The 22,110-nt window shown below is 67.9% G+C and carries 19 protein-coding genes; 8 read left to right on the top strand and 11 right to left on the bottom strand.

What is annotated here, in order from left to right:
• Positions 1 to 225: 225 nt before the first annotated feature.
• Entirely contained in the window at positions 226 to 1,314 is a 1,089-nt protein-coding gene (locus AC3A35_RS12220) for a metal-dependent hydrolase (protein ID WP_487436375.1), read from the top strand.
• Between the two features lie 67 nt (positions 1,315 to 1,381).
• Here the strand turns inward: AC3A35_RS12220 and AC3A35_RS12215 are convergent, their stop codons facing one another.
• The 3 genes from AC3A35_RS12215 to AC3A35_RS12205 all read right to left on the bottom strand — a co-directional run bounded on the left by AC3A35_RS12215 (position 1,382) and on the right by AC3A35_RS12205 (position 4,380).
• Entirely contained in the window at positions 1,382 to 2,482 is a 1,101-nt protein-coding gene (locus AC3A35_RS12215; protein WP_487436374.1) for a BMP family ABC transporter substrate-binding protein, read from the bottom strand.
• Positions 2,483 to 2,596: 114 nt separating this feature from the next.
• A complete protein-coding gene (locus AC3A35_RS12210) occupies positions 2,597 to 3,604 on the bottom strand; it encodes an adenosine deaminase (protein ID WP_487436373.1) in 1,008 nt (335 codons plus the stop codon).
• A gap of 158 nt (positions 3,605 to 3,762) precedes the next feature.
• A complete protein-coding gene (locus AC3A35_RS12205; protein WP_487436372.1) occupies positions 3,763 to 4,380 on the bottom strand; it encodes a TetR/AcrR family transcriptional regulator in 618 nt (205 codons plus the stop codon).
• Positions 4,381 to 4,550: 170 nt separating this feature from the next.
• Between AC3A35_RS12205 and AC3A35_RS12200 the strand changes: the two genes are divergently transcribed.
• From AC3A35_RS12200 to AC3A35_RS12170, 7 genes are all read left to right on the top strand, one after another.
• On the top strand, positions 4,551 to 5,768 hold the full coding sequence (locus AC3A35_RS12200; RefSeq protein ID WP_487436371.1) for an efflux RND transporter periplasmic adaptor subunit: 1,218 nt from the start codon (positions 4,551 to 4,553) through the stop codon (positions 5,766 to 5,768).
• Positions 5,769 to 5,779: 11 nt separating this feature from the next.
• On the top strand, positions 5,780 to 8,941 hold the full coding sequence (locus tag AC3A35_RS12195; RefSeq protein ID WP_487436370.1) for an efflux RND transporter permease subunit: 3,162 nt from the start codon (positions 5,780 to 5,782) through the stop codon (positions 8,939 to 8,941).
• Positions 8,938 to 10,344, top strand: coding sequence for an AdeC/AdeK/OprM family multidrug efflux complex outer membrane factor (gene adeC / locus AC3A35_RS12190; protein WP_487436369.1), 1,407 nt, complete (start codon positions 8,938 to 8,940; stop codon positions 10,342 to 10,344). Before AC3A35_RS12195 ends, adeC begins: the two co-directional genes overlap by 4 nt.
• Positions 10,345 to 10,468: 124 nt before the next feature.
• Entirely contained in the window at positions 10,469 to 10,897 is a 429-nt protein-coding gene (dksA, locus tag AC3A35_RS12185; RefSeq protein ID WP_487436368.1) for an RNA polymerase-binding protein DksA, read from the top strand.
• 72 nt (positions 10,898 to 10,969) lie between these two features.
• The gene (gene yidD / locus AC3A35_RS12180) at positions 10,970 to 11,227 is read left to right on the top strand and encodes a membrane protein insertion efficiency factor YidD (protein WP_487436561.1); all 258 of its coding nucleotides are present in this window, start codon (positions 10,970 to 10,972) and stop codon (positions 11,225 to 11,227) included.
• 13 nt (positions 11,228 to 11,240) lie between these two features.
• Positions 11,241 to 12,662 (top strand): DUF2868 domain-containing protein, encoded by a 1,422-nt coding sequence (locus AC3A35_RS12175; RefSeq protein WP_487436367.1) that lies wholly within the window; start codon positions 11,241 to 11,243, stop codon positions 12,660 to 12,662.
• Positions 12,659 to 14,029: a GTPase/DUF3482 domain-containing protein gene (locus AC3A35_RS12170; protein WP_487436366.1), complete on the top strand. Its 1,371-nt coding sequence runs from the start codon at positions 12,659 to 12,661 to the stop codon at positions 14,027 to 14,029. The genes AC3A35_RS12175 and AC3A35_RS12170 overlap by 4 nt, the downstream gene beginning before the upstream one ends.
• Positions 14,030 to 14,117: 88 nt before the next feature.
• Here the strand turns inward: AC3A35_RS12170 and AC3A35_RS12165 are convergent, their stop codons facing one another.
• The 8 genes from AC3A35_RS12165 to AC3A35_RS12130 all read right to left on the bottom strand — a co-directional run bounded on the left by AC3A35_RS12165 (position 14,118) and on the right by AC3A35_RS12130 (position 22,107).
• Positions 14,118 to 16,049, bottom strand: a complete 1,932-nt coding sequence (locus AC3A35_RS12165; protein WP_487436365.1) for a sigma-54-dependent Fis family transcriptional regulator — start codon at positions 16,047 to 16,049, stop codon at positions 14,118 to 14,120.
• 249 nt (positions 16,050 to 16,298) lie between these two features.
• Positions 16,299 to 16,925, bottom strand: coding sequence for a VOC family protein (locus AC3A35_RS12160; RefSeq protein WP_487436364.1), 627 nt, complete (start codon positions 16,923 to 16,925; stop codon positions 16,299 to 16,301).
• An 80-nt stretch (positions 16,926 to 17,005) separates the two neighbouring features.
• Entirely contained in the window at positions 17,006 to 18,580 is a 1,575-nt protein-coding gene (locus AC3A35_RS12155) for a GMC family oxidoreductase (RefSeq protein WP_487436363.1), read from the bottom strand.
• Positions 18,581 to 18,620: 40 nt separating this feature from the next.
• On the bottom strand, positions 18,621 to 19,205 hold the full coding sequence (locus AC3A35_RS12150; RefSeq protein WP_487436362.1) for a twin-arginine translocation signal domain-containing protein: 585 nt from the start codon (positions 19,203 to 19,205) through the stop codon (positions 18,621 to 18,623).
• A gap of 73 nt (positions 19,206 to 19,278) precedes the next feature.
• Positions 19,279 to 20,052, bottom strand: coding sequence for a lipoate--protein ligase family protein (locus AC3A35_RS12145; RefSeq protein WP_487436361.1), 774 nt, complete (start codon positions 20,050 to 20,052; stop codon positions 19,279 to 19,281).
• Positions 20,052 to 20,786, bottom strand: coding sequence for a dihydrolipoamide acetyltransferase family protein (locus tag AC3A35_RS12140; RefSeq protein WP_487436360.1), 735 nt, complete (start codon positions 20,784 to 20,786; stop codon positions 20,052 to 20,054). Before AC3A35_RS12140 ends, AC3A35_RS12145 begins: the two co-directional genes overlap by 1 nt.
• Positions 20,787 to 20,789: 3 nt before the next feature.
• Positions 20,790 to 21,035: a lipoyl domain-containing protein gene (locus tag AC3A35_RS12135; RefSeq protein ID WP_487436359.1), complete on the bottom strand. Its 246-nt coding sequence runs from the start codon at positions 21,033 to 21,035 to the stop codon at positions 20,790 to 20,792.
• 28 nt (positions 21,036 to 21,063) lie between these two features.
• The gene (locus AC3A35_RS12130) at positions 21,064 to 22,107 is read right to left on the bottom strand and encodes an alpha-ketoacid dehydrogenase subunit beta (RefSeq protein ID WP_487436358.1); all 1,044 of its coding nucleotides are present in this window, start codon (positions 22,105 to 22,107) and stop codon (positions 21,064 to 21,066) included.
• Positions 22,108 to 22,110: the final 3 nt, after the last annotated feature.

The raw sequence follows: 22,110 nt of genomic DNA, 5'->3' as shown, positions 1-22,110 counted from the left end.
GAAGGTGCCCCATGAGCACGGACATTCTGAATCGCTTCCTGCAACTTTCCGCCCGCTATCTCGGCGTGCGTCATCACGGCGAGGCCCTGCCCGCCTGAGCCGTCCCCGTCGATGCGCGGCCGGCTGGGTTCCGCTGCCGCGACACCGCTTTCGATCCGGTGCTGGTCCTCGCGGCGAAGCGGGCATGGTCGGGAACGAAGCGCCCGACCGCTTCTCCAACGCCGCATGGATACGCTGACCCACGCCCTGTCCGGTGCCCTTGCGGGGCGCCTCCTCGCGCCCCGGGCGAGCGGACACCCCGCCCGGCCTCTTCCCCCGGTGTGGCAGGCGGTGGTGGCGGGCGCCGCCGCCGCCGCCTTTCCCGATCTCGACTTCGTGCTCGGCTATGTGTCCGAACTGACCTATCTCCGCGGCCATCGCGGGGTAACGCATTCCCTACTGCTGCTACCGCTGTGGGCGCTGCTGGTGGCGTGGTCGATCGCGGCGCTGTTTCGTTTGCGCGCTCGCGACCGCCCTGCGGCGAACTGGCGTGCGTTCTATCTGATCGCCGGCGTCAGCATCTTCCTCCATATCCTCGGTGACCTGATCACCCAGTTCGGCACCATGATCCTGGCGCCATTGTCCGATCGGCGCTTCGGCTGGGGTACCACCTTCATCATCGATCTCGGCTTCACCGGCATCATCCTCGTCGGGCTGGTGGCGAGTGCGCTGTGGAAACGCAGCCGGGTACCGGCAGGGGTGGCACTGCTCGCGCTGGCCGGCTGGGTGGGGCTGAGTGCAGTCGGGCGCGGCGAAGCGATCGAGGCGGCAAGGGCCTATGCCGCCGCCGGCAACATCGCGGTGGTCGAGCTCGATGCGGCGCCGCGTCCGGCTTCGCCGTTCAACTGGACGGCGATCGTGTTCGACGGCGAACGCTACCATTACGCCCACATCAACACCCGGCGCAGCGAACCGCTGGTGGCGACCGCAGCGGACAACTTCATCCGGCGCCTGTCCGCGCACTATCTGCCGGTGGCGATGGCGCAGTGGGCGGTTCAGCCGAAGTTCGGCAATGGCGAGACCGAAACGCTCGCGCGCAGGGTGTGGGCGGCGGAGGACTTTGCCTTCTATCGCTGGTTCGCGATGTTCCCGGTGCTCGACCATGTGGAAGTGGCCGGCAGTGCGGGCGTATGCGTGAACTTCATGGACCTGCGTTTCGAAACGCCGGGCAGGGACGCCGCCCCGTTCCGCTACGGCTTGTGTGGCGGCGCGGACACGGGAGGCTGGCGTCTGTTCGAGCGCGTGGTGGGTGGGCGCCGGTGGGTGCCGGATTGAACGCTGCCGCATGCTGACAGGCCGGCTAGCAAGGCGGGACGCCGATTGATCAGGCCGGGGGTCCGCCTTACCTGGCGCCCGGCACCGTGCCCTCGACACCCTCCAGATAGTAGTTCAGCGCCAGTTTGTCCTTGTCGCTCATGGCCTGGCCGGCGGCGACGACCTCCTTGCCGGCCTGATTGCGCAGGGGCCCGCCGAACACCGGACGGGTGGCGTCGATGATGCCCTTGCGGCGTTCGGCAACCAGCTCCTTCACGTCGGCAGGCAGCATCGCGCCGAAGCGGCCGAGGTCGATTGCGCCCTCCTTGAGGCCGTACCACACTTGCTGCTTCGGCTCGAACTTCCCCTCCAGCACCTCGCCGACCACCTTGGTGTACCACACCCCCCAGTTGATCTCGCTGGCGGCGAGCTGGGCCCCGGGGCCATAGGCCGCCATGTCCGAATCCCAACCGAAGGCATACGCCCCCTTTTCCTGGGCGACCTGCAGCACCGCCGGCGAGTCGGTGTTCTGCATCAGTACGTCGGCGCCCTGGGCGAGCAGGGTGAGCGCGGCCTGGCGTTCCTTGCCCGGATCGAACCATGAATTGACCCAGATCACCCGCGTGGTGGCGGCGGGGTTCACGCTGCGCGCGCCCACGGTGTAGGCGTTGATGTTGCGGATGACCTCGGGGATCGGATGCGAGCCGACCACGCCGAGCCGGCCGGACTTGCTCATCCTGCCGGCGACCACGCCCGCCAGGTAGGCGCCCTCGTAGGTGCGGACGTCATAGGTTCCGGCGTTTGCCGCGGTCTTGTAGCCGGTGGCGTGCTGGAACACCACCCGCGGAAACTGGCGCGCTACCTTGAGGGTGGAATCCATGTAGCCGAAGGACGTGGTGAAGATCACCTTGTGCCCGTCCTGCGCGAGGCTGCGGATGACGCGCTCGGCGTCCGCGCCCTCGGGCACGCTCTCGATGAAGGTGGTCTTGACCTTGCCCGGGAAGGCCGCCTCGAGCGCGCGCCGGCCGCGGTCGTGGGCGAAGGTCCAGCCGGCCTCGCCGACCGGGCCGACATAGACGAAGCCGACCTTGATCGGCCCGGCGCCCTGCGCGTGCAGCGGGGCGGTCGGCAACAGCGCGGTGGCGGCGAGGGCGGCGCTCCATTTCAGCGCGGTACGGCGATCAGTCATGACAGGACTCCGGAGGAGGGAAGAATGTCGGGTTAACAATCATCGGGTCGGGAGCTTGTCGTGCGGTGGCCCCGCGGTGGCTGATCGCCGGCGCGGCGACCGCAGCGCGGCGGCTCAGGTCTCAGCCAGCGCGTCGAGGCGGGTGAGCCAGGGCGCGCGTTCGGCGGCGCTGACGAAGCTCGCTTCCAGGCTGTTGCGCGCGATGTGTTTGAGTTCGGCGCGGCTCAGGTGCAGAGCCTGCGCGGTGTCCAGAAAATTCTTGCCGATGTAGCCGCCGAAATAGGCCGGGTCGTCGGAATTGATCGTGACCTTGAGGCCGGCGTCGAGCAGCCGTTTCAGGTTGTGGTCCTGCAGGCGCTCGAACACGCACAGCTTGACGTTGGACAACGGGCATACGGTCAACGCGATCTGTTCGCGCGCCAGACGCTCGAGCAGCGCCGGGTCTTCGGCGGCACGCACGCCGTGGTCGATGCGCTCGACCCCGAGCAGATCGAGGGCCTCGACGATGTAGGCGGGTGGACCTTCCTCGCCGGCGTGGGCGACGACATGCAGGCCGAGCTGGCGACAGTGGGCGAACAGGCGGGCGAATTTCGACGGCGGATGTCCCTTTTCCGACGAATCCAGTCCGACCCCATGGATGCGGCCGAGCTGCGGCCGGGCCTGTTCGAGGGTGGCGAATCCGGCCTCTTCGCTGAGGTGGCGCAGAAAGCACAGGATCAGCCGCGAGCTGATCCCGAACTGCACCTGTGCCGTGTTGCAGGCGCGTTCGAGGCCGTCGAGCACGGTTTCGAAGGCGATGCCGCGCTCGGTATGGGTCTGGGGGTCGAAAAAGAGTTCCGCATGGACCACGCCGTCGGCATGGGCACGGGTGAAATAGGCCAGTGCCAGATCGTGGAAGTCCTGCTCGTGGATCAGCGCGGCGGCGCCGGCGTAGTACAGGTCGAGGAAGCTCTGCAGGTCGCTGAAGGCGTAGGCGGCCCGGGTGGCCTCGACACTGGTCCACGGCAGGGCGACGCCGTTGCGCTGCGCCAGTGCGAACATCATCTCCGGTTCGAGCGAGCCTTCGATGTGCAGGTGCAGTTCGGCCTTGGGCAGGGCGCGGATATAGCTTTCGAGGTCCATCGCGATCTCCATGTCGGGTGATTGCCGTTCCGGGCTCGATATTGCACCGCACCAGAATTCCTGTCGATGGCTGGCGCCGGTTGCCGCGCCCCGGGCTGGCGAATGACGATGCCAATCATAGTGCGATGCGCACCGCGACGGGAGCCCGCCGGGGCGATTCAGCGAGTGTCGGTGACGAGGCTGCGGAGGACGCGCTGGAACATGGCGACGAGCATGTCGCGGTCGAGCGCCGGGTTGCGGATGGCGCGGGCGTTCAGGCCCTCGAACATCACCGCGATCATCTCGGACATGGCGGCGATGGTGGCATCGTCGTCCGACTGGCCGTTGGCACGGCGCAGGATGCGCAGGGTGTCGGCGAGGCTGCCGAGGCAGCATCGGTCGGCTTCGCGGACCACCTTGGCCACACCGGGGTTGCGCGCCGCTTCGGCGAGGATCTCGAGTTCGAGGCCGGCGGTGCGCGGGTCGAGATGGTCGACCACGCCTTCGCCGGCGCGACCGACCAGTGCCTCGAGCACATCGCTGGCCGCGCGCAGCTCTGCGGTGAGGGTCAGCATCCGCTCGAGATCGCGGGTCACGATCGCGGCGATGATCGCTTCCTTGTTCTCGAAATAATGATAAATATGACCCGCGCTCATGCCGGCGGTCTTGGAGATCTGTGCGATGCTGGCGCCATGAAACCCATGCTCGCGAAAGCAGTCCATAGCAGCGGAGAGAATCTGGGTGCGACGTGCCTCTGCGCGGGTGCACTCGGCGGGCATGGGCGCAACGGTGTTCATTGTCCTGTCTCCCTAATGTAATGAGAATCTGTTTTAACTGGCTTGCAACGGATCGGACACTAACATAGAATGAGCGTTCAATCTAGAACAACCGTTCTAGTCGCACGGTGTAGGCCATTCCCACCCGGACAGGCGGTTGCGCCGGACAACAATCCTCACGAGGCATAGTCATGCAGATTCAACCCCTGAGCCAGTTCAAGCCACTCGCGACGGCACTGGCGAGCGCCCTGGTCCTTGTTGCCTGCAGCGGAGGCCAGCAGCCCGGGGCGGCGCCGGGCGGGGCGGGAGCCCCGACCGTGGGCGTGGTGGTGGCGGTAACCGAATCGGTGCCGCTGATCGACGAATTGCCGGGGCGTACCGCGGCCTACATGGTGGCCGAACTGCGGCCGCAGGTCAGCGGCATCGTGCAGAAGCGGCTGTTCGCCGAAGGCAGCGAGGTCAAGGCGGGCGATACCCTGTATCAGATCGATCCCGCGATCTACCGTGCGGCCCACGACAGCGCCAGGGCGAACGTCGCCCGTGCCGAGGCCAATCTCTACAGTGCGCGTCTGAAGGCCGGGCGTTATGCCGATCTGGTCAAGATCGAAGCGGTGAGCAAGCAGGCCAACGACGATGCAGTTGCGGCACTCAAGCAGGCCGAGGCCGATCTGGCATTGGCGCGTGCAGCCGTCGACAAGGCGCGCATCGATCTCGAATTCACCCGGGTAAACTCACCGATCTCCGGCCGCATCGGCCGGTCGACGGTGACGCCCGGCGCGCTGGTCACGGCCAACCAGACGGACGCGCTGGCCACGGTGCAGCAGCTCGACCCGATCTATGTGGACCTCACCCAGTCGAGCGCCGATCTGCTGCGCATGAAGCGCCAGCTCGAATCCGGCGCGCTCAAGCGGGTGAGCGGCCAGACCGTACCGGTGCGGCTGGTGCTGGAAGATGGCAGCCAGTATGCGGTCGAGGGCAAGCTTGCGTTCTCCGAGGTGTCGGTGGATGCCGGTACCGGCAGTGTGACCCTGCGCGCGGTGTTCCCCAATCCGAAGGGCGATCTGCTGCCCGGCATGTATGTGCGCGCCCGGCTTGCCCAGGGTCAGACCGATGCCGCGATCATGGTGCCGCATGCGGCGGTGAGTCGCGACGCGCGCGGCCATGCGACGGTGATGGTGGTCGGGGCCGACAGCAAGGTCGAGTCGCGCACCGTGGTGGCCGCGCGCTCGCTCGGCGACAAGTGGGTGGTGACCGAAGGCCTGACGGTCGGCGACCGGATCGTCGTCGATGGGCTGCAAAAGGTCCGACCCGGCGCCCAGGTCCAGGTGCAGGAAATCGGCGCCGCCGCGCCTGCGCCTGCTGCCGCAGCTGCTGCCACCACCGCTACCGCCGTGTCGGCCACCAATTGAGGGCCTGAACCATGGCGCGCTTTTTCATTGATCGGCCCATCTTTGCCTGGGTCATTGCCATCGTCATCATGCTGGCGGGGGCGCTGTCGATCCTGCAGTTGCCGGTGTCGCAGTATCCGTCGATCGCCCCGCCCGCGGTGGTGATCAACGCCACCTATCCGGGCGCCTCGGCCAAGGCGGTGGAAGACTCGGTCACCCAGATCATCGAGCAGAAGATGACCGGGCTCGACGGTCTGCTGTACATGAACTCGGCCAGCGATGCGTATGGCCGAGCCTCGGTCACGCTGACCTTCGACGCCGGGACCAATCCCGACATCGCCCAGGTGCAGGTGCAGAACAAGCTGCAGCTGGCGCTGCCGCTGCTGCCCCAGGCCGTGCAGCAGCAGGGCGTCCAGGTCGCCAAGTCGGCACGCAACTTCCTGATGGTGATCGGTTTCGTATCGACCGACGGCACCCAGGACGCGGTCGACCTGTCCGACTTCCTGGTGTCGACGGTGCAGGATCCGCTGTCGCGGGTCACCGGCGTCGGCGAGGTCCAGGTATTCGGCGCACAGTACGCCATGCGGGTGTGGATGGACCCGGCGCGGCTCAACAACTACAAGCTGACGCCGGGCGACGTGAAGGCGGCGATCCAGGCCCAGAATACCCAGGTCTCGGCCGGCCAGCTCGGCGGCACCCCGGCGCTGCCCGGTCAGGGTTTCTCCGCGACGATTACCGCGCAAAGCCGCCTCCAATCGGTGGAGGAGTTCAACGCGATCCTGCTGCGCACGTCGGCGCAAGGGGGCGAAGTTCGCCTCGGCGACGTGGCGCGGATCGAGATCGGCGCCGAGAACTACGGCACCGTGGCCCGTTTCAACGGCAGCCCGGCGGCAGGGATCGGGGTCAGGCTCGCGGCAGGCTCGAATGCGCTCGACACCGCGACCGCGGTGCGCGCCAAACTCGACGAGATGAAGCGCTACTTCCCGCCCGGAGTGGAGGTCGTGGTGCCGTATGACACCACGCCTTTCGTCAGGATCTCGATCGAAGAAGTGGTCAAGACCCTGATCGAGGCGGTGGTGCTGGTGTTCCTGGTGATGTATCTGTTCCTGCAGAACCTGCGCGCGACGCTGATTCCGACCATCGCGGTGCCGGTGGTGCTGCTCGGCACCTTCGGGGTGATGGCGGCGTTCGGCTTCTCGATCAATACCCTGACCATGTTCGGCATCGTGCTCGCGATCGGCCTGCTGGTGGACGACGCGATCGTCGTGGTCGAGAACGTCGAGCGGGTGATGACCGAGGAGGGGCTGTCGCCCAAGGAAGCGACCAGGAAGTCGATGCGGCAGATTACCGGCGCGCTGGTCGGCATCGGCCTGGTGCTGTCGGCGGTGTTCGTGCCGATGGCCTTCTTCGGTGGCTCGACCGGGGTGATCTATCGCCAGTTCTCGATCACCATCGTGTCGGCGATGGCGCTTTCGGTGCTGGTGGCGATCGTGTTTACGCCGGCGCTGTGCGCGACCATGCTAAAGCCGGTCGAAAAAGGCCACGAGCATGGCGAAGGCGGCCTGTTCGGGCGCTTCTTCCACTGGTTCAACGGCATGTTCGCGCGCAACACCGAGCGCTACGAGTCGGCGGTGGGCGGGATCCTGAACCGCAGCCTGCGTTTCCTCGCCATCTTTGCCGCAATCGTGGTCGTGCTCGGCCTGCTGTTCGTGCGCATGCCGACCTCCTTCCTCCCCGAAGAGGACCAGGGGGTGATGTTCAACCAGGTCATGCTGCCGGCGGGGGCCACCCAGGAGCGTACGCTGGCCGTGCTGGAAAAGGTCGAGAAGCACTTCCTCGAGAACGAGAAGGACACCGTGCGGGCAGTGTTCACGGTGGCCGGCTTCAGCTTCGGGGGTAGTGGCCAGAACATGGGTATCGGCTTCGTCAACCTGAAGCACTGGGACGAACGCCAGGGGCCGGGCATGGATGTGAAGTCGGTCGCCGGGCGTGCGATGGGCGCGTTCTCGCAGATCCGTGAGGCAATGGTGTTCGCCTTCGTCCCGCCCGCGGTGATCGAACTCGGTACGTCCAACGGTTTCAACGTGATGTTGCAGGATCGTGCCGGTGTCGGTCACGCCGCGCTGATCGACGCGCGCAACCAGTTTCTCGGCATGGCGGCGCAGGACCAGCGCCTGGTCGGGGTACGCCCCAACGGGCAGGACGACACGCCCGAGTACCAGCTCGATATCGACCACGCCAAGGCCGGCGCGCTCGGCATCAGCGTGGCCGATATCAACGACACCTTGTCCACGGCGTGGGGCGGCACCTATGTGAATGATTTCCTCGACCGCGGCCGGATCAAGAAAGTGTATCTGCAGGCCGATGCCGCCGCACGGATGACGCCGGAAGACCTCGGCAAGTGGTTCGTGCGCAACAGCAGGGGCGAGATGGTGCCGTTCTCGGCCTTCAGCACCGCGCACTGGAGCTTCGGCTCGCCGCGCCTGGAGCGCTACAACGGCCAGCCTTCGATCGAGTTGCTCGGCCAGGCCGCCCCCGGGCTGTCCTCGGGTGACGCGATGAACGCGGTCGAAGAGATCATCGCCAAGCTGCCGCCCGGGATCGGCTTCGAGTGGACCGCGACTTCATTCGAGGAGCGGCGCTCGGGTGCACAGGCGCCGGCGCTGTATGCGCTGTCGCTGCTGGTGGTGTTCCTGTGCCTGGCGGCGCTGTACGAAAGCTGGTCGGTGCCGTTCGCGGTGATGCTGGTGGTGCCGCTCGGCGTTCTCGGCGCGCTGCTCGCGGCGACCGGACGCGGCCTGTCGAACGATGTCTACTTCCAGGTCGGCCTGCTCGCGACCATCGGCCTGTCGTCGAAGAACGCGATCCTGATCGTCGAATTCGCCAAGGCCGAAGTGGAGGCGGGCAAGGATCTGATCAGCGCAACGCTGACTGCGGTGCGCATGCGTTTGCGCCCGATCCTGATGACCTCGCTCGCCTTCGGCCTCGGCGTGCTGCCGCTGGCGATCGCCACCGGGGCGGGCTCGGGCAGTCAGAACGCGATCGGCACCGGCGTGCTCGGTGGCACGATCGCCGCCACCGCGCTGGGGATCTTCTTCGTGCCGCTGTTCTACGTGACCATCAAGCGCATTTTCAAGGACAAGCCGGTGCCATCCGACGCCCCGGCCGCGATCGCTCCGGAGGCACGGACATGAGCCCCATACACACGCTGGCGATGGCCCTGGCTGCGCTGCTGGCGGGCGCGTGCACCACGCTCGCACCGGACTATCAGCGCCCCGCCGCGCCGGTGCCGGCGACCTGGCCGGAGGCGGCACTACCGGCGGAGTCGACCGCGCCGGCCGCGGCCGACATCGACTGGCGCGACTACTTCGCCGATGCCCGCCTGCGCGAACTGATTGGCATCGCGCTGGCCAGCAACCGCGACCTGCGGGTCACCGCGCTCGACATCGAGCAGGCCCGCGCGCAGTACCGCATCCAGCGCGCCGACCTGTTTCCGGCGGTCAATCTGAATGGCAGCCAGAATGCACAGCGCCTGCCGGGCGACCTGAGCAACAGCGGCGAACCGACAATCAGCCGCCAGTTCAGCGCCAGCGTGGGCATTGCCGCATGGGAACTGGATTTCTTCGGCCGCGTGCGCAGCCTGCGCGATCAGGCGCTGGAAGCCTATCTCGCGACCGAAGATGCGCAGCGCAGTGCGCAGATCAGCCTGGTCGCGGAAGTGGCCAACGCCTGGCTCACCCTCGCTGCCGACCGCGAACTGCGCGATCTCGCCCGCAACACCTTCGAGACCCAGCAGAAGTCGGTGGAACTCACCACGCGCGCCGTCGACGCCGGTGCCGTGTCCTCGCTCGACCTGCATCAGGCGCAAACCGCAATGGAGCGCGCGCGCGCCGATGCCGCCCGTTATGCCGCGCTGGTGGCGAAGGACGAGAACGCGCTGGCGCTGCTCATCGGAGCCCCCGTGCCCGCCCGGCTGTTGCCGGATCGGCTGGTCGATGCGGTCAGTACCGTCACCGATCTTCCCGCCGGCGTGCCGTCCGAGGTTCTGGTCCGGCGCCCCGATGTGCTCCAGGCCGAGCGTCAGCTGCGAGCGGCCAATGCCAACATCGGTGCTGCCCGGGCCGCCTTCTTTCCGCGCATCACCCTCACCGCGACGGCCGGCACCGCGAGCTCGACCCTCGACGGCCTGTTCAGCGCCGGTTCCGGTACCTGGAGCTTCGCGCCGCAACTGGTCCTGCCGATCTTCAATGCCGGCGAACTCAGTGCCAGCCTGGATGTGGCCGAGGTGCAGCGCGAGATCAACGTCGCCCGCTACGAGAAGACAATCCAGTCCGCGTTCCGCGAAACTGCCGATGCGCTGTCCGAGCGCGCCACCTTTGCCGAGCAGCTCGACGCCCGGCGCAAGCTGGTCGAAGCCAGCAACGAAAGTTATCGTCTGTCCGACGCACGTTATCGTAACGGTATCGACAGCTATCTCGGTCTCCTCGACGCGCAGCGTTCGCGGTATGCTGCGGAGCAGGAGCTGATCGGCACGCGCCTTTCCGAAGCGAGTAACCGGGTAACGCTTTACAAGGTGATGGGCGGGGGTTGGCAGTAGGGGACAATGGGCAGGACAAGCTGCGGGTGCTGCATCCGATGGTCACGGTAGTCGCAACAATTCCCGCTTTGCGGTATGGTCACGACCTGCCAGTCCGGACGGATGCCGAACAAGGAATCACAACATGAATGCAATCACCACGCCTGCCCTCATGACCGAGGAAGAACTCCGTACCGCGCCGGAGTCCGATTACATGTCGGCGCGCCAGCTGGCCTTCTTTCGGCAGCTGTTGCAGGACGAGATGGATCAGCTGCTCGAGAATGCACAAGAGACCACCACTCATCTGCAGGACAACGAGGCCACACCCGACCCTTCCGACCGCGCCAGCGTCGAGGAAGAGCACACCCTCGAACTGCGCGTGCGTGACCGCGAACGCAAGCTGCTGAAGAAAATCGAGGAAGCCATCATGCGGATCGACACCGGTGATTATGGCTGGTGCGAGGAAACCGGCGAGCCGATCGGCATCGGCCGCCTGCTTGCGCGTCCGACCGCCACGCTGTCGCTCGAGGCGCAGGAGCGCCGCGAGAAACTCAAGAAGATGCATGGCGGCTGAACTGCTGCCCGATGCGGGCACGCGGAGCTTCATTCCGTGGCCGTGCCGGGCGCATCGTCCGGAATCCGCTTGATGCGCTGGCTTTTGCGCGGCCTGATCAGGGGCTATCAACTGTTCATCAGTCCCCTGCTCGGGCCGCGTTGCCGTTTCTACCCGACCTGCTCCCACTACGCACTCGAAGCCATCGAAACCCACGGGGCGCTGCACGGCTCGTGGCTTGCCCTGCGCCGCGTGCTGCGCTGCCACCCGTGGAATCCGGGCGGGCTCGATCCGGTCCCCCCGCGCTGCGGGTGTGAACACGCCGATCACGATACCGGCGCGCCGCGCTAGGCGGAGCTGCCGCGTGCCCCCTTCGCACCCGCCCGACCGCCCCCTTTCCGCGCTCGAAAGCCGCTGGCTGGCCGAAGTCGTTCGTCGCCACGAGGCACGACACGGCCGCCTCGACGACGCTGCCGCGATCGACGACGCGCGCGCTGCCCCGCCCGATCTCGAAGCCCGAATCTGCCGCCGGGCCGAGGTGCTCGGCGTCGGCCCGGGCTGGCGCCAGGCCATCCTGCGCTGGCGCCGACGGACACGACTGGTGTTGCTGGCGGCGGGTCTGCTGGCGCTGATGCTGGGCGCAGGCACCGCGGCGGCCGTGCTCGGTGACGGCGCCCGCCCGGTCAATGTGGTGTGGACCCTGGGTGGTCTGCTCGGCGTGCATCTCTTCAGCCTGCTGTTGTGGCTGTCGGGCACCATGATCGGTGGTGGTGGAGGGATGGCGGGCGGGAGTGCCCTCGGTGCGGTCTGGCTGCGCCTGGTGGCGATGTTCGACCGCAGCCCCGCCGCCGCCGACCTGCCGCTGGCCCTGGCCGGGCTGCTCACCCGCGGGCGCCTGGCGATCTACGGCCTGGGCGTGGTCAGCCACCTGCTGTGGCTGCTGGCGCTGACCGGTGCCGCCGCCGGCATGCTGATCCTGCTCGCCACCCGGCGCTACGGCTTCGTGTGGGAGACGACGATCCTGCCCGCGGATGCCTTCGTCTCGCTTACCACCGTGCTGGGGGCGGTGCCGGCCTGGCTCGGTTTTCCGGTCCCCGATGCCGCGTTGGTGATGGCCAGCGGCGAGGCCGTCGGGGCCGGCGAAGCGGGACGCCGGGCGTGGTCGGGCTGGTTGCTCGGTTGCCTGCTCGCCTACGGCGTGTTGCCGCGCCTGCTCCTGACGGCGGGTTGTGCGCTGTGGTGGCGGATCGGGGTCAGGCGCCTGCGCCTCGATCTCACCCGGACCGAGTATCTGCGCCTGCGCGCCGAGCTGCTGCCCGCGAGCGAGCGCATGGGTGTCAGCGACCCGGCTCCGGCCGCGTGGTCGCGACCGGTCCGGCATGCAGGGCGTCCTCTCAAGGCCGGGGCCGCGATCATGGTCGCGCTCGAACTCGGCGACGACCTGCCGTGGCCGCCACCGGCTTGTGCCGGCCGCGCGATCGATGGCGGCCGGCTCGACAGCCGCGAGCAACGTCGTGCCGCCCTCGGCCTGTTCGACGCCGAGCCGCCCGCTCGCCTGCTGATTGCCATCGATCCGCGCCAGACGCCTGACCGTGGCAGTCTGGGCCTCATTGCCGAGTTGGTCGGCCGCGCCGGCGAAACCCGGCTCTGGGCCCTGCCGGCGGATGGTATCCGTGCCGATCGGGTGGGCCTGTGGCAGCAAGGCCTGACCCGGCTCGGGGTTCCGTCCGCGGCGCTGATGCAGGATCAGGCGGCGGTCGCCAGCTGGCTCGAGGCCGTGCCATGAGTGCATTGCTGCGGGTCGCCGTGGTCGGCCACACCAATACCGGCAAGACCTCGCTGCTGCGCACCCTGGCGCGCGATGCCGGCTTCGGCGAGGTGTCGGATGCGGCCGGCACCACCCGCCATGTCGAGGGGCTGCGGCTGATGGCCGATGGCCATCCGGTGGTCGAACTCTACGACACCCCGGGCATGGAGGACGCCATCGCCCTGCTGGAGTTCATCGACGGTCTGGTGGCACCGGGCGAGCGCGTGGATGGGCCGGATCGCATCGCCCGCTTCCTCGCCACTGCCGAGGCAGGCACCCGTTTCGAACAGGAGGCCAAGGTCCTGCGCGCCTTGCTCGCGAGCGACGCCGCGTTGTATGTGGTCGATGCCCGCGATCCGGTATTGCCCAAGCACAAGGACGAACTCGCCCTGCTTGCCGCGGGCGCCCGCCCGTTGCTGCCGGTGCTCAACTTCGTCGCCTCGGATGCGGTCCGTACCGACGCCTGGCATGCCGCGCTCGCCCGTCTCGGCCTGCATGCGGTGGTCCGCTTCGATACCGTCGTTCCGGAACTCGACGGCGAGCGTCGCCTGTTCGACACCCTGGCCACGCTCGTCCACGCTCACCGTCCGGCGCTCGAAGCCCTGATCGCCGATCGCGCGCGTGAAGCCGATGCCCGGCGCGTGGCCGCGCGGCGGCTGGTGGCCGAATTGCTGATCGACCTCGCGGCCCGCCATGACCGTGTCGGCGATGCATCCGACGCCAGCCTGCAGGCGGCGGTGGCGCAGCTGCGTGATGCCGTGCGCCAGCGCGAACAGACCTGCGTCGACGCCTTGCTGCAGCTTTACCGCTTCCGCCCCGACGATGCCCGCGCGGCCGCGTTGCCGTTGACGGCCGGGCGCTGGGATGATGATCTGTTCAATCCGGAAACCCTGCGCCAGATGGGGGTGCGCCTCGGCACCGGTGCCGCCGCCGGCGCCGCCGCCGGGGTGGGAATCGACCTGATGGCCGGCGGCCTCACCCTCGGTGCCGCGGCAGCGCTCGGTGCGATTGCCGGCAGCCTGTGGCAGACCGTCGGCCACTATGGCGAACGCATCGCGGCCCGCCTGCGGGGGGATCGCGAACTGACCGTGGACGACAGCATCCTGCGCCTGGTGGCACTGCGCCAGCGCCAGCTGCTGGCGGCGCTCGAGCGCCGGGGACATGCGGCGATGGCGCCGATCGAGATGATGGATGCGCTCGAGCGCTCGCGCGAGCCCGTCACCGCTGCGTGGCGCAAGGGCCCGCTGCCCGAGGTGTTGCGCGCCGCCCGCGCCCATCCCGAATGGGCACACGGCGGCGGCGATCGCGAACAGGCCGTGCTCGCACTTGCGGCACACCTGAGCTGAGCGCCACGGTTGCGGCATCGCACCCCTCACCCCCCGGGCGACGCCGCGCCCACCTGCACCGGGGTAGCGGGGTTGCGGTGCGGAATTGCTAGACCTGATTGGGCGGCACGATCCGGTAGCGTTTCATCTGCCGGTACACCGTCGCTCTCGAGATGCACAGTTCGGCGGCGGCCGCGGTCACGTTCCAGCGGTGGCGGCGCAGCGCCGCCTGCAGGTCGCCGGCCTCGTTGCGCGTCGGTTCGGGGGCGCTTTCGGGCGCGAAGCGACCGCTTTCCGATGGTGACATCAGCTCGCCCGGCAAGTCGTCCGGCGTGATCGTGCTGCCGTCGCACACGGCGAGCGCGAACCGCAGCACGTTGCGCAACTGGCGGACATTGCCCGGCCAGTCATAATCGACCAGCGCCGCGCGCGCAGCCGGTGTCAGGGTGGCGCTGCTATCCATTTCGGCGCCTTCCGCCACCAGCAACAAATCGATCAGATAGTCGCGGTCGCGACGCTCGCGCAGCGGCGGCAGGTAGAGGATCGCACCGCACAGGCGGTAGTACAGATCCTCGCGGAAGCTGCCTTCGGCGATCAGCTTGCGCAGGTCGCGGTGCGAGGCGGCGACCACGGTGAGGTTCACCGGCACCGGCTTTTCGGCACCCAGCGGCAGCACCTCACGCTCGGCCAGTACACGCAGCAGCCGGGTCTGCAGCTGCAGCGGCATGTCGCCGATCTCATCGAGCAGGATGGTGCCGCCATCCGCCTGCTGGATCAGGCCGCGCATGCCCTTGCTGCGCCCGCCGGTGAAGGCGCCGGCGGTGTAGCCGAATAGCTCGCTTTCGATCAGCGATTCGGGAATGGCCGCGCAGTTCACCGCCACGAAGGGCTTGGCGGCGCGCGTGCTCGATTCATGCAGGGCCTTGGCGAGCACCTCCTTGCCGGTACCGGTTTCGCCATGGACCAGAATGTTCACCGGGCGATTGACCAGGCGTGCGGCCTGCGCGATCAGGCGCTGCATCTGCGGATCGTTGCCCGCGAGGCGTTCGAGCGCCGGCGCACTGGTGGTCGCGATGGCGGCGGGTGAGGTCGGGTGCCGGGGCGCCACCCGGGGCTGCAGCACGGCACCGTAATAGACCTCGCCGCTGTCGGTCGACAGCGCGGTGCGATCGGCCGAGAAGCCGGCGCGGGCAATACGCCAGATCGCGTCCATGCCTTCGCGGAAGACCTCGCCCAGCGGGCGTCCGGTCAGGGCGTCGCCATCGGCACCACGGAGAGGCCGCAAGGCGCGTCGTGCGCCGCTGTTGGTGCCGACGATGATGCCGTCGGCATCGAAGGCGAGCATGATCTCGCCCGACACGTCCACCATCGACCACGCCGACCCCAGGCGCAGCACCCAGCGATCGCGGAAATAGCGCAGGAAGTTGGCATCCTCCACCATCTGCGCAAACATCGTGGTCATCTGCAGTGCCAGGTGCTGGCTGTCGCGTGGCGAGGGCGAGGTCAGCGCGGATACATCGAGCACGCCGAGAAAGCCGCCGGTGGGGTCGAACAGCGGTGCGGCGTTGCAGGTCAGGGCAATGTGGGTGGCGTCGAAGTGGTCGGCGTGATGGACCGTGATCGGCGCCTTCTCGACGATGCAGGTACCGACCGCACAGGTACCAGCGCGGCTCTCGCTCCAGTCGGCGCCGAGGTAGAGCCCGGACTGCTTCAGTTCGCGCGCCCAGGCATCGTTGCCGATGAAGTCGACCGCGATGCCGTGGGCGTCGGTGAGCAGCAGCACGTAGCCGATGCCGGCCATGCGCTTGTACAGCTGTTCCATGCCGGTGCGGGCGACGCCGAGAAATTCCTCGATGTGGTCCTGATGCTCGCGCAGGCGCGCATGCTCGACGATGTGCGCGCGCGTGGGGCGGCAGGGATCGAGCCCATAGTCGCGCATGCAGCGTACCCACGAACTGCGGATTGGATCGGTCGCGGGCGCACCCGTCTGCGATACGGCAAGCACGTGATCGATGTGCTCCCGTTGGGATGGTGCCAGCATCTTGTCTCCTCCTGCGGGCAGTCTTGCCGAGTTGCCCGGTTGCGGACCGTGTTCCGGTCTCTGTGCGTCACCGTACAAGTTACTCCTCCCTTACCTGTGGCTCAACAAAAAAAGGGCGGGGCGGCCCAAGGAGCGCGCCCCGCAAGACGCCTGGAGGAGGGAGTCAGGCATGAAAACGGATGACCCGGACGCGCACCTTGCGCAACGTGCCCGGGCGTGTCGGCGACCATGCGATGGCCGCCGATGGGCTCACTTGGCGGGAAAACGCGGATCCCACAGCTTGCGCTGCAGCGCCGCCTCGTGCTGCATACCCTTGGGCGCGCTGACGAGTTCGAGCTGCAGGCCCCACGGGGCGAGGAAATAGACCCAGGTCAGGCCCGCCGCCGGGCCTTCGGTGAAGGTGCTCGGGGTGTCGAGCACGCGGACGCCCTTGCCCTTCAGATAGGCCACTGCGGCGTCCATGTCGTCCACGTAGAACGCGAGGTGATGGCCGCCGATGTCGCTGTTGCGCGGGCCGCGCCGGTTCTGGTCGGGTGCGGTGTATTCGAACACCTCGAGGTTGGTGCCGTTGCCGCAGCGGACCATCTGGAAGTCGCTGATCGCCGCGCGTGGATGCACATCGAGGTGACGCGTCATCCAGTCGTCCTCGAACTTGAACGCGCCGAAGGTAAACGACGGCTCGCAGGCGAGGACGTCCTTGAAGAAGGCAACCGCGTCCTTCATGTTCGGCACCGTGATGCCGATGTGCTGGATGCCACGCATGCCGGGAATCGGCGCGGCCTGCGCGGGCAGGCTGGCCGCTGCCAGGCTGGCGGCGAGGGTCGCGGTGACGGCGGCGGCCGACAGGAGGTGCTGGATTCGCTTGCTGGGTTTCATGGATGTCTCCGGATTGTTGTGGTTGGAGGTGCCGGCCGGGGTGGCCGATGCGGTCGTGGATGAGGCCGGCACGGTGAGGCTCAAAGTTCGCGCCGCTGCATGGCGCCGGCGATGTGCTCGGCCTGGCGTACGGCGAGGGCGACGATGGTCAGGGTCGGGTTGGCCGCCGAACTGGAAGTGAACTGGCTGCCGTCGGAGATGAACAGGTTCTTGATGTCGTGGGTCTGGCCCCACTTGTTCACCACCCCGTCGCGGGCGTTGACGCTCATCCGGTTGGTGCCCATGTTGTGGCTCGCCGGATAGGGCGGCATGTCGATCACCCGGGTGGCACCGACCGCTTCCGAGACCTTGCGCCACTGCACCAGACCATGGCGGCGCATCGCGGCATCGTTGGTGTGGTCGGTCTTGGTCACCACCGGGATCGGCAGGCCGTACTGGTCCTTTTCGGTCGGGTGCAGGCTGATGCCGTTCTCTTCCTGTGCGAGGTCTTCGCCACACACCCACACGCAGCTCATGTGGTCGTACTGGTCGAGGGCGGAGGTGACCTCGCGGCCCCAGCCGCCCGGCTTCATGAAGGCGGCGGTGAAGGGCAGGTGCAGCGCCAGCCCTTCGAGGTGGTAGCCGCCGAGGAAGCCGCGGTCGGGATTCAACTGCGCTTCATCCGAGATCACCGCGGCGATGTCGAAGCCGCGGTACATGTACACCGGCCCCTTGTGGATAGACACCGCGGCGGCGGTGGTGTGGTTCATGTAGTTGCGGCCGACCTGGCCGGAGGAGTTCGCCAGGCCGTCCGGGAACTGGCTGGAGGCGGAGTTGAGCAGCAGCCGCGGCGACTCGATCGAGTTGCCGGCCACGCACACCACGCGCGCCTTCTGCAGGTGCTGGCGGCCGTCCTTGTCGGCATAGAGCACGCCGCTGGCCTTGCCGGACTTGTCGTGCTCGATCTTCAGCACCATGCTCTGCGGGCGCAGTTCGGCGCGGCCGGTCCCGATCGCGCGCGGGATTTCCGAGTACAGCGTCGACCATTTGGCGCCGATCTTGCACCCCTGCATGCAGAAACCGATCTGCTGGCAGGCCGGGCGGCCGTCGTTGGGGCGGGTGTTGGACGCCACCGGGCGGCCGATGTCCGTGTAGCCCACCTTCTTCGCGCCCGCGGCGATCACCTTGTAGTGGTTGTTGGGCGGCATCTCCGGCAGCCCGCTGGCCTTGGTGCCGGCCACGCCCATCTTGCGTTCGGCGATGTCGTAGTAGGGCGCCAGCTCGTCGTAGCTCAGCGGCCAGTCGAGCACATTGGCACCCTTGACTTCGCCATAGGTGCTGCGGGTCCTGAAGTCGTGCGGCAGGAAACGCAGCGCCAGCCCAGAGAAGTGCATGGTCGAGCCGCCCACCCCCTTGACGATCCACGCCGGCAGGTTGGGATAGGTCTCGGTGTGGTGCCAGCCGCCGGCCGACACGCGCTTGTCCAGCCACGAGATCTTCTTGAACATCGCCCATTCGTCATTCTCGAAATCGGCCTGGGTGTAGTGCTTGCCGGCTTCGAGGATGACCACGTTGACGCCGCGACTGGTCAGCTCGTCGGCCAGCGTGCCGCCACCCGCACCCGATCCGACGATCACCACCACGCTGTCGTCGTCCAGCGAGAATTTCGCGCTCATTGTCTGTCTCCGTTATGTTGTTTTATGCGGTGGCGCCGGGTCAGGCGCCGTTCCCCAGCCAGTCGATGTCGTCGAAGCCGCGATTTATGTAACCGCCCTTCTCCCACGACGAGCCCTCGTAGCCGAACAGCGGCCACACCGCCTTGTTGTCGTAGAAGCCGGTGACCAGATGGCCCTTCACCTTCTGGAAGAAGGCGCCGTGCTCGATCACATAGAGCAGACTGACGCGCTCGCTCTCCTTTGCGAGCTCGGCATAGGCCTTCTTGAAGCGCAGTTTGGCCAGGCGGTCGAGCGCGGCGACGCCGTCGGTGAGCAGGGTCTTGAGCTGGTCGTCGGCGGCCGCCTGCGCTTCCAGCGGTTCGAGCGCCTGCAGGTAGTAGCGGTCGGAGATGCGGTCGTGGGGGAAGATGTCGCGCGCCAGCACCAGCAAGGTCTTGCCGGTGGCCGCACCGAGGACCTTGAACGACTCGGCAAGCGCCTCGCGGGCCGGCGTCATCAGGGTGGCTGTCGATAGTGCTCCGACGCCGAGGGCGGCCATGCCGCCGCCCTTGAGGAAGCCGCGGCGGCTCAGGGCGATCCGTTTTTCGACGATGCGCATCGGGGGGCGCGAATTAGGGTTGCTCATGCTTGTCTCCTGGGTCTTATGGCGGCCGGGGTGCGGCCTTTCTCGGTGGGGCGGGGGGCGGGATGGGCGGGTGTCAGGCGCTGTCGTCCTCCTCGATGTCGCCGAGCACGTCGCTGAGCATCTGCTGCAGGCCGTCGGCGAGGGTTTCGACATGCACGCCGGTATCGAGCAGCTCGGCGCACGAGGTGGTGACGGCATCGAGGCGGCGGACGTCGTCGTCGGGGCGGTCGAGCGCGCGGCACAGCAGCGCCCAGTCGGGCCGATGGAGCAGGGTGCCGGTGGTCAGCAGCACGCCGTGGCGGCGGCGAAGCTGGGCGAGGCCGACGATCTTGCGGCCGTCGGCGATCACCTCCCATGGCGACAGCCCGCCGAAGCACGCCCACGCCAGCTTCGGGTCGGCCGGCCGGCGGGCGAGTTCGTCCGGTGCCAGCGCATGTGCCGGCACGCCGAAATCGCGCAGCAGCCCGGCATGCAGCGCGCCCAGCCAGCGATAGCTCGTCACCGTGCCGCCGGCCAGCAGGCGGTGGTCGGACGGCAGCACGATGGACGAGGACAACATCCACGGCCCCACCAGCACCGCGCCGCCGCCGGCGCGGCGCTGCACCAGTTCGCAGTCGGTACGGGCCGCCTGGGTCGCCTCGCCATGGAGCGCCGCCTGCGCGCAACCGAACACCACCCCTGGCGCCGGATAGGTCCATACCCGCACGCGCGGTGTGCCGACCGGTTCCGCAAGCTGGCGGATGTTCCAGTCCTGCTCGGTGGCCGCGGGGGCGACGGTCAGCGCGGTGCCGGGGTGTGCCGGATCGGCGCGGTGCCCGGTGGCGGTGGCAAGGGCGGCGATGCGCATCAGTCGAACTCCGCGTGTTCCAGGCGACGGGCGAGTTCGCCGAGAAAGAGCGCCGCCGGGTAGCCATCGACCGCACGGTGGTCGAACACCAGGGTCAGATTGGCGACCGCTGCGGCGACGATGGCGCCGTCCTTGACCACTGCACGTTGCAGCGTGCGGCCGACGCCGAGGATCGCCACCTGCGGCGGGTTGATGATCGGACTGAAGCGATCGACGTCGGTCGCGCCGAGATTGGTGACGGTGAAGGTGCCGCGCTGGTAGGCGCCACCGGTGAGCGCACCGGCACGGGCGCCCTCGGCGAGCTGACGGGTCTCGGCGGCGAGCTGGGCCACCGATTTGGTATCGGCATTGCGGATCACCGGCACCATCAGGCCGTCGTCGAGACTGACGGCGACGCCGAGATTGATGTCCTCGACCAGCTCGACTTCCTTCTCGCGCATCAGGGCGTTGAGCCGCGGGTGGGCGCGCAGCGCCAGCGCCACCGCGCGCAGCACGAAGGCATTGAGGCTGAGTTTCTCACCCGCGGCCTGGCGCTCGGCGCGCACGGCTTCGACCCGGGTCAGGTCCACGTCCACCGAGTGCGCCACCCGCGGCACTTGCCAGCCCTGCGTCATGTTGCGCGCGATTGCGCCCCGCAGGCCGGTCAGCGCCACGGTTTGGGGCCCGGCCTGGGGGGTGGCGGCGGGGGCAGCCGAGGTCGAGGGTGCGGCGTTTGCCGCCACGGTCGCGCTCATCGTTCAGCCCTCCAGTTGCGCGAGCACCACGCCACGGGCGAAGGTGTCCTGCTCCGGCACTTTGAGCGCGGCCACGCGGCCGGCGGCGGGGGCGAAGATCTCGTGGCTGGTCTTCACCAGCTCGGCCACCGCCAGCACCTGGCCGGCCTCCACGGTGTCGCCTTCCTTGACCTGCCATTCCTGCAGCAGCGCTTCGGTGCCTTCATCGACGTCGGCCCATACCGCGTCGTCGAGAATGATGTCGATCATGTGTTTCTCCTGGTTCTGGGGTTACTGGTTAAGCGAGTTTGAAAGTCATCAGGCCGCGCACGCTGGCGACGATGTTGTCCACCTGGGGGATGGCGAACTGTTCGAGCGGACGGCTGAAAGGGATGGGCACGTCGGGCACCGCGAGGCGGCGCACCGGGGCCTTGAGATGGACGGTGTCGATGTTCTCGGCGACCAGCGCGGCGATCTCGCCCGACAGCCCGTAGCTGAGGTAGTCCTCGTCGGCGACCAGCAGGCGGCCGGTGCGGCGCACCGACTTCAGCACCGTGGCGCGGTCGAGTGGCACCAGGGTGCGCAGATCGACGATCTCGACCGAGATGCCTTCCGCGGCGAGCTTGTCGGCGGCCAGCACCGACTTGTGCACCATCTGCGACAGGGTCACGATGGTCACGTCGCAGCCTTCGCGCACGATCTTGGCCTCGCCGAACGGGATGGTGTATTGCGCCTCGGGGACTTCGTTGGTGCTGCCCTCGAAGTAGGACATCCAGGACAGGCCCATGATGCCTTTGTGGTAGAGGAAGACCACCGGGTTGTCGTCGCGGATCGCGCTCGTCATCAGGCCCTTGGCATCGTAGGCGTTGGACGGCACCACCACCTTGAGCCCGGGCACGTGGGCGAAGATCGAGTACAGGCACTGCGAGTGCTGGGCGGCATCGTTGTAGCCGCCGCCGATGCCGGTGGTGATCACCAGCGGGTACTTGCAGTTGCCGCCCGACATGTAGTGGTTCTTGGCGATGTGGTTGTAGATCTGGTCGAAGCAGACGCCGAAGAAATCGACGAACATCAGCTCCGAGATCGGCCGCAGGCCGTCGGCGGCGGCACCGAGCGCGGCGCCCATGAAGCCGGTCTCCGAGATCGGGGTGTCCATCACCCGCTCGGGGCCGAACTGGTCGAGCAAGCCCGTGGTGGCGCTGAAAATGCCGCCGTATTTGCCGACGTCCTCGCCCATGACGAAGACGCGGGGGTCGCGTTCCATCTCCTGTGCGGTCGCTTCGGAAATGGCCTGCGCCATGGTCAGGGTGCGGACCTTGGCGGCGGTGGTTGCAGTGGTCATCGT

The sequence above is a fragment of the Azoarcus sp. Soil_N_20 genome (assembly GCF_057656155.1).
This window is presented reverse-complemented; position numbering and strand designations above follow the sequence as displayed.

What these genes read in the sequence shown, in the direction of transcription:
- AC3A35_RS12160 (WP_487436364.1), bottom strand. Translation starts at nt 16,925, where the DNA reads ATGAAACCCAGCAAGCGAATCCAGCACCTCCTGTCGGCCGCCGCCGTC.
- AC3A35_RS12195 (WP_487436370.1), top strand. Translation starts at nt 5,780, where the DNA reads ATGGCGCGCTTTTTCATTGATCGGCCCATCTTTGCCTGGGTCATTGCC.
- AC3A35_RS12210 (WP_487436373.1), bottom strand. Translation starts at nt 3,604, where the DNA reads ATGGACCTCGAAAGCTATATCCGCGCCCTGCCCAAGGCCGAACTGCAC.
- dksA (WP_487436368.1), top strand. Translation starts at nt 10,469, where the DNA reads ATGAATGCAATCACCACGCCTGCCCTCATGACCGAGGAAGAACTCCGT.
- AC3A35_RS12130 (WP_487436358.1), bottom strand. Translation starts at nt 22,107, where the DNA reads ATGACCACTGCAACCACCGCCGCCAAGGTCCGCACCCTGACCATGGCG.
- AC3A35_RS12215 (WP_487436374.1), bottom strand. Translation starts at nt 2,482, where the DNA reads ATGACTGATCGCCGTACCGCGCTGAAATGGAGCGCCGCCCTCGCCGCC.
- adeC (WP_487436369.1), top strand. Translation starts at nt 8,938, where the DNA reads ATGAGCCCCATACACACGCTGGCGATGGCCCTGGCTGCGCTGCTGGCG.
- AC3A35_RS12150 (WP_487436362.1), bottom strand. Translation starts at nt 19,205, where the DNA reads ATGAGCAACCCTAATTCGCGCCCCCCGATGCGCATCGTCGAAAAACGG.
- AC3A35_RS12140 (WP_487436360.1), bottom strand. Translation starts at nt 20,786, where the DNA reads ATGAGCGCGACCGTGGCGGCAAACGCCGCACCCTCGACCTCGGCTGCC.
- AC3A35_RS12165 (WP_487436365.1), bottom strand. Translation starts at nt 16,049, where the DNA reads ATGCTGGCACCATCCCAACGGGAGCACATCGATCACGTGCTTGCCGTA.
- yidD (WP_487436561.1), top strand. Translation starts at nt 10,970, where the DNA reads ATGCGCTGGCTTTTGCGCGGCCTGATCAGGGGCTATCAACTGTTCATC.
- AC3A35_RS12220 (WP_487436375.1), top strand. Translation starts at nt 226, where the DNA reads ATGGATACGCTGACCCACGCCCTGTCCGGTGCCCTTGCGGGGCGCCTC.
- AC3A35_RS12200 (WP_487436371.1), top strand. Translation starts at nt 4,551, where the DNA reads ATGCAGATTCAACCCCTGAGCCAGTTCAAGCCACTCGCGACGGCACTG.
- AC3A35_RS12170 (WP_487436366.1), top strand. Translation starts at nt 12,659, where the DNA reads ATGAGTGCATTGCTGCGGGTCGCCGTGGTCGGCCACACCAATACCGGC.
- AC3A35_RS12135 (WP_487436359.1), bottom strand. Translation starts at nt 21,035, where the DNA reads ATGATCGACATCATTCTCGACGACGCGGTATGGGCCGACGTCGATGAA.
- AC3A35_RS12145 (WP_487436361.1), bottom strand. Translation starts at nt 20,052, where the DNA reads ATGCGCATCGCCGCCCTTGCCACCGCCACCGGGCACCGCGCCGATCCG.
- AC3A35_RS12205 (WP_487436372.1), bottom strand. Translation starts at nt 4,380, where the DNA reads ATGAACACCGTTGCGCCCATGCCCGCCGAGTGCACCCGCGCAGAGGCA.
- AC3A35_RS12155 (WP_487436363.1), bottom strand. Translation starts at nt 18,580, where the DNA reads ATGAGCGCGAAATTCTCGCTGGACGACGACAGCGTGGTGGTGATCGTC.